We start from the raw sequence: 7,036 nt of genomic DNA on the forward strand, positions 1-7,036 counted from the left end.
CACGGACGAAGAGATCCGGGCCATCGCGGCGAAGGGCGGCGTCATCGGCATGATCCTCGTCCGCGAGTGGATGCCTCGCTTGAGCGACCTCGTGCGCCACTGCAATCACATCAAGCGCCTCGTCGGCATCGATCACCTCGGCATCGGCAGCGACCTTGTCCGCGGCGTGGGAAGCGCACCAGAATACGAATACATGACCGAATTCGGTGTAGACGCGAACTTCCGCGCCATCGCTGATGGCTTGTTGGCTGAGGGCTACTCGGTTGAGGAAGTCGCAAAGGTGATGGGCGGCAACTTCTTTCGCGTCTGGGAGCAGGTGGCGGGGACACACTAACCTGGCAATCTCCTATAGTTCGGGCCGCAGCCAGACTCGGGCCGCGGTGCATGACAGGCGCTATCGTTATTGCGCGTGGTACGGCAGGCTCGAACTCAATACCGCGCCGCGTTGATGCCCTCGATGACCGGCTTAGGCAGCCGGGCAAATCATTCTCGGGGCGAATCTAAAAACTGTCGCGCGCCTTATGGAGCATGGTAGCGGCGGCAGCGGGACTTCTCGTAATTAAGGCAGATGTCCTGACAATTGGACGATCCGATCTCGGTCCGTGTGGTTTGCTTGTCTGGACCTGTGACCAGATGAAGTGGAATCCATGCGTAGTACGCGCCGTGCATTCCGGCGCTCCTGCTTTCCTCCGCCGCCGCCGACCACCGCAATCGGCCCAAGCCGAGCGCAACCTCGATCGTGTCACTAACCATTACCTTTGAAATCTTCTACCTCCTGCATGATCGCGAGTTCTGCCCTTCGCTGCGCGGCGCGGTTGACGAGCAATTCGGCCAAGAAACAGTGCATCTGTGGAGTTGGTGCCGCACCGCTGACCGGTGGCCGCCGCCACGGAGCAAAGGTGACGCCGTGTCAGCGCGAATTTCCGCGAGCCTGCGTCGTAAAGCTGCTCAGAAAACGTATGTGAGTTTGAAATGACACGATAGCAATCAAACCTCGGTGAAAATCTGCGCAATGTTCAGAATAGCATTCCTGGAAGTTGATCAGCTCCCTCTCAGTTTTTCGCAATGTCGACCACTCAGGAAAGGTACGAACACAAAATGAGTAAGCAGATTCCTTGTAGCCCAGCCCGTTGGGCTGGCGATTTGTTGAATGTGGCGGGCCAATTGGGTACTGCGCCGGGAGGGCTCGTCAAAGTCGACGGTGACCGGGCGGCGCAAGTTGCTGCACAGACCCGGCAGGTGCTCAAGAATCTCCTGGAAATCGTTGAGGCCAACGGGCTCACCGCCGCAGACATTGTCAAGGCAACGGTGTATCTGGTGAAGTGGAGCGATTACGAGGCAATGCACGCGGAATACACAAAGGTGTTCCCTTCCTCATCCGACGATAATCCGCCGGCTCGGATGACGATGGCCGTGCATGAGTTGTGGAATGGTGCTCTCGTCGAGATCGATTGCTGGGCTTACCGGAAAAAGGCGTGATGAGAACTCCCGCCCCGATCGCTGTCATCGGGCGGGGCAGTTGAACAGATCGGCCGCGCGTTTGTCGTCGCGGCCGATCACCTTGAACCGACCAACGCGGATACTTTCGATTCACCAAGGCCGACCACAGGAGTGAACAAGAGCGTTTGCATCGACCACAAGTCGAGGGGAATTGCATACGCATCGTCCTGGCTGCTCTCGCAAGCGCAACCCATTGCGTCTTGCTTTTGGCCGATATTTGGCGGTGGCTGCAAATAGCTCATTTTGTCGCCCCTTGCGGGCATGCTTTTCTCAGCCGATTTTACGGTCCGCTCGCGGGGCACACGTTTACTTTCGTAAGAAGCCGGCTCGCAGCCGGTGCTTTGTCGGAGCAAAAACCAGGAGGGGAAGTCATGAGCCATTCAGACAATGAGAGAAATGGACAATCCGGCTTTAGCCGCCGGAATCTCTTGCGGGCCGCTGCTGCAGCCATGGCCATTCCCGCAGTCGCGCGATCCACGATCGCCTTTGCGCAGGAGAAGCTCGCCGGTACCGGCCAGGTAGTGGCGTATTCAACAGGCGGCGCGTTTTCCCAAGGCATTCGCAAATTCGTCTACGAGCCCTTTACCCAAGCAACTGGAATCAAGGTAGTCGACGTGATTGCCGATCTTGCCGAGCCTCAAGTCAAGGCGATGAACCAGGCGGGGCGCGTTGATTGGGATACTGCCTTCATCCAAGGATCCATTTTCCCAACCATGGATGCAGCGGGCATGTTCCTACCAATTGACTACAGCCTTTGGGACGCCGAATCCCTTGAGGGCATATCCCAGTCGGTCCGTCTCAAGAATGCAGTTCCTGACATCGCATCGGCCAACTTGATCACTTACGACAAGCGGGTGTTTGGAGACAATGGTCCAAAAAGCTGGGCGGATTTCTGGAATGTCAAAGCCTTTCCCGGGCCGCGTGGCCTCGGCGGCCTGGCCTCAGCCGCAAAAAACGCCATCGTGATCGCTTTACAAGCCGATGGGGTGGCAAAATCAGAGGTCTGGCCACTGACCGACGAGAAAATCGACAGGGCGCTAAAGAAGCTTGATGAGATCAAGCCGCACATAGCGAAATGGTGGACGGCGGCTGGTGAACCAAATCAGCTGCTCCTCAACCGCGAACTCGTAATGACAAGCAACTACGACGGTCGGGCGATCAGTGCAATTCGTCAAGGTGCACCAATTCAGATGGTTTGGGACGGTGCATACGTGAACTACACGTATTGGACGGTGCTGAAAGGTGGGCCGAACAGTGAAAACGCGCAGAAGCTGGTCGCTTTCGTCAACCGAGCCAAAATTGCCGCGGGCTTTACGTTAGGAACAGGGTACCCTGGACCAAATACAAACCAGCTGAAGCATTTGCCTTCTGATCTGGTTCCACTGCTGAGCGTCAATCCAGAGAATTCGTCGAAGGTGGTGCACGAGGATTCCGCTTGGCTTGCCGTCAAGCGCCCTGACGGCAAGACGAATCTCGAGCACCTCGGGGATCGGTGGTTGGCGTGGCGGGTGCAGCGATGAAAATGCAAATTGACACCAGTTCGCATCTTTTCCAGGGGGCGGTGAGAATTGCCCCCTGGTTAACCGTGCAGACTGCAGATGTTGACAGCCCCCCACTTGTCAGGACGGAAGCAGACTTTTGACCTGATCGCTTGCTATCAGATGTCCGGCCTGTCTGCGCAGACACAGTCCGCTGGCCGAGATGGTGTTCGCTAGGCACGCTCCGAGCACGTAGGCGACATTGATGATGCCAGTGTAATCTACGGAAGCTCGCACGTATCGACCGATCGGTCCTTCCATCTACTGCGTCCTGCAAGTTCGTGGGCTATCCGCGGAGCAACCTCGCTTCGTGGTGCCGTTTTTCAGATCAGATGGGCATGGAGGCTACCGGCCGGCTGTACACTCCGCCCGTTATCATCAAGCGCCAAGCGATGCGGGCGAACTTGTTAGCCAAGGCCACCGCGTTCTGCGACACGCTGCAACGGACCCAGACAACGGTGGGACGGCTCGGCGTCGAAAGCGCAGGAAAGCGCCCCATTCGCAGGATTTCCCGTCTTCGTGGCCGATTTTTACCGCTTTTATGCGTCGGGCGCTTCTACGATCCAAAAATTATCTGGTTCTGCCTCGCGCGAAGAAGAAGCGTCCTAACGCGACTGGCACTGCTTGCGATGCTTGAGCTCAACTCCTGCGGTCATTCGTGCGAGTGGATCGTCCTAGGCGCTTCCAAGGAAGCTGTACTGTAAGAGAATAAAGGAGGGGCCTTATGGGTGAACGTCCGATCCAGATCATTAGTCGTCGCCGCGCTGTTAGCCTGATCGCCGTCGGGCTCGCGGCACCTTTCGTCAGCCGCTGGGCGGGTGCACAATCGGCTTGGCCAGAGCAGACCTCCGTCCCCGACCTTCTCAAGGGTTCGGGCGAGGTGCGCATCGCCACTTGGGGGGGCGCATTGCAGGAGGCCGAGCAGAAAGCTTATTTTGAGCCGTTCGAGAAGCTGACCGGCATAAAGGTTCGCGCCCTCCCGGGCGCCGACCAGGCCAAAGTCAAGGCTATGGTCGAAACCGGCAACGTCGAATGGGACATCGTACAACTCAGCAACGGCTCCATCATGAACCTGATGAAGTCCGGTGATTACTTTGAGAGGATCGACTACTCACTCGTCGACGATGGTGTCGGCAAAGAGTACCGGTTCGAGTATGGGCTAGAAATGTTGGTCTGGGCCAGCGTGATGGCTTACCGCACCGATGCATTCAACGGCGCCGCGCCTGCAAGCTGGGCCGATTTCTGGGACACCAGCAAGTTTCCCGGCGGCCGCGCCTTGTACGGCATCGGCTCTGAACATCCGGAATTGGAGTTCGCCCTAATGGCGGCCGGCGTACCCGCCGACAAGCTCTATCCGCTCGACATCGATAGGGCATTGGCGAGCTACGAAAAGATCAGGAAGAGCGTGACGAAATGGTGGACCACCGGTGCTCAGCCGCCGCAGATGTTGACAGATCGCGAGGTTGTCATGACCACGGTTTGGAATGGCCGCATGGCCGCCTTGCAGGAGCAAGGCGTACCGGCGACGATTTGCTGGAATCAAGGCATGGCCCGGCGCGACGGTTGGGGCGTTCCTAAAGGAGCCAAGAACAAGGCCAATGCCATGAAGTTCATCGCCTATTCGACCATGGCAATTCCGCAGGCGCGTTTCGCGCTCTCCATACCGTATGGCCCGGTTAATGACGGCGCCTTCAAGTACATCCCGCCAGAGCGAATGGCCTTGCTGCCCAGCGCCCCTGAGATCAAGAAGAAACTGGTCCCCTACGACTATGATTGGTGGATTGCCAATCAAGATATGGCTGTCGCCAAGTTCAACAGATGGCTGTTGGGCTAGCGCCTTCTTTCGTCTCCGGCCCCTGCACGGCATCGAGCCGCAAGTCGAACTGCTGCTTGGGCCGAAGAGGTGCGTCGATTACACGACCCATTGCCATCGCAAGGGCGACGGTACCAACGGACATACCACCGCAAGTCCCTCGCGATTCCCAAGGGTGACGTCCCGACGCGGCGTCGCGATATTGCCAAGGCCCGCGATCGAAAAACAGCTTGTGTCCTATGATTATGAACAGTGGCGGGACAATCGCGAGGCAGCCGCCCGTGACATTCAACGAGTAGCTCTTGGGGAAGGTCGTTGTTGTCGTCAAACAGTGCTCTAAGGCTAGCCCAGAGGGATCTTATGGACGAAACGTCGGGCCGTTCGGCCCTGCCTCAGGGTGATGGTTGTCTTCGCGGTGCGTCGGTGTCGCTCAGCAATTTGGAGAGGCGTTACGGCGGATTCGCTGCTGTGGCCGGAATATCGCTTGATATTCAATCGGGTGAATTCCTCACCTTGTTGGGTCCCAGCGGCTCAGGCAAGACGACGACACTGATGATGATCGCGGGTTTCCAGGCTCCCAGCAAGGGCGATATTGCCATTGATGGTGTGACGGTGGTTGCCACCCCGCCTTATCGACGCAACATCGGCATGGTCTTCCAGAACTACGCGCTCTTTCCACACCTGACGGTGGCTGAGAACATCGCCTTCCCGCTGAAACAGCGCCGCATCCCGAAGGCGGAACGGACGAGGCTGGTGGGCGAGGCGCTCGAGTTGATGCATCTGCCAGGCTATGGCGGGCGCTATCCACGCCAGCTCTCCGGCGGACAACAGCAACGCGTAGCGGTGGCGCGTGCGCTTGTGTTCAAGCCGCGTCTACTGTTGATGGACGAGCCACTGGGCGCGCTCGACAAGCAGTTGCGCGAAAATCTTCAGCTTGAGATGCGCCGGCTGCACGCAGAACTCGGCATCACGTTCATCTATGTGACTCACGACCAGGAAGAGGCGCTCACGATGTCGGACCGCATCGTCGTTATGAACGACGGGAAGGTCGCGCAGGTCGGGCGGCCTGTGGACCTCTACGACCGGCCTTGCAACCGTTTCGTAGCTAGCTTCATCGGTGAGTCCAATTTCTTGCCAGCCGTCGTGCGGGGCTTGGAAAATGACATGGTCGTTGCAGAGTGCGGGGGCGTGCTGCTGCGTGCCGTGACCTCACTACGTCCGGCAATCGGCGCGGAGGTCACGTTGACAACCCGCCCGGAGCGGCTGCGCTTCGTCGAAAGGCTTGCCGAGTCCGAACTTGCGGTCAACCGCATCGCTGTTACGGTGACGGAGGCGGTATTTGCCGGCGAGCGTTGCCGTTATCTGCTGAAGGCCGATAATGGAACCTCTATGGCGCTCAAGGAAGCTTCGAGTGCCACGGTCCGCCGCCGAGACGTTGGTGATCGCGCGGAGATCGCCTGGTCGGTCGCGGACACGATTATCGTGTAGGGCGCGCAATGTCTGAGCCGACCATGACCGCATACCTGCGCTTCCCACGGGGCCGATGGGAGTGGAGCAGGTGGAGGCGCAAGATGCCATGGCTCACTCCGCTGCTGCTCGTCGCGCCGCTAGTCTTCTACATGGTCGTGTTCTACGCCATTCCGGTCGTGTCGATGCTGCTGCGCAGCCTCAACGATCCGAACTGGTCACTGGACCACTATGCAGCATTGCCAGGCGACGTCGTTTTTCTCAAGGTTCTCTGGATCACGCTCAGCACGTCATTCGTAGTGACGCTCAGCACTCTGATACTGGGGTATCCGGTGGCGCTTGCTCTCTCTCGCGCCCGATCAACGGCGCCCTTTATCCTGATTGTGGTGCTGCTGCCGTTTTGGACGTCGGTGCTGGTACGCACCTACGCCTGGATGGTGTTGCTCGGTCGTCACGGCATGGTCAACGAGGCGCTGATGGCGCTCGGTGTGATTGAACAGCCGCTCCGGCTGCTCAATACGACGCTTGCGACGGAGATCGCAATGATTCACATCTTGTTGCCCTATATGATCCTGCCGATCGCTAACGCGCTGCGGCAGATCGATCCCTCGCTGGCGCTGGCTTCCTCCGGTCTGGGCGCGACTCCCTGGGCTACCTTCCGGCAAGTGACGTTTCCCCTATCGTTGCCCGGGGTGGCGGCCGGCATGTTGCTGGTTTT

The 7,036-nt window shown here is 58.6% G+C and carries 6 protein-coding genes; all 6 read left to right on the forward strand.

All coding sequences use genetic code 11. The annotated features are described in order from the left end of the window. On the forward strand, positions 1-334 hold a 334-nt coding region (locus RAD10_RS41250; protein ID WP_461621943.1), incomplete at its 5' end, for a membrane dipeptidase. A gap of 764 nt (positions 335-1,098) precedes the next feature. Further along, entirely contained in the window at positions 1,099-1,479 is a 381-nt protein-coding gene (locus tag RAD10_RS41255; protein ID WP_461621944.1) for a RidA family protein, read from the forward strand. Positions 1,480-1,871: 392 nt separating this feature from the next. After that, on the forward strand, positions 1,872-3,020 hold the full coding sequence (locus tag RAD10_RS41260) for an ABC transporter substrate-binding protein (RefSeq protein ID WP_461621945.1): 1,149 nt from the start codon (positions 1,872-1,874) through the stop codon (positions 3,018-3,020). Between the two features lie 742 nt (positions 3,021-3,762). Continuing rightward, positions 3,763-4,872: an ABC transporter substrate-binding protein gene (locus RAD10_RS41265; protein ID WP_461621946.1), complete on the forward strand. Its 1,110-nt coding sequence runs from the start codon at positions 3,763-3,765 to the stop codon at positions 4,870-4,872. A gap of 339 nt (positions 4,873-5,211) precedes the next feature. Next, on the forward strand, positions 5,212-6,339 hold the full coding sequence (locus tag RAD10_RS41270) for an ABC transporter ATP-binding protein (protein WP_461621947.1): 1,128 nt from the start codon (positions 5,212-5,214) through the stop codon (positions 6,337-6,339). 83 nt (positions 6,340-6,422) lie between these two features. Then, positions 6,423-7,036 (forward strand): ABC transporter permease (locus RAD10_RS41275; RefSeq protein WP_461621948.1); only part of this gene is annotated, 614 nt, incomplete at its 3' end.

The organism is Bradyrhizobium sp. 23AC, from assembly GCF_054863025.1.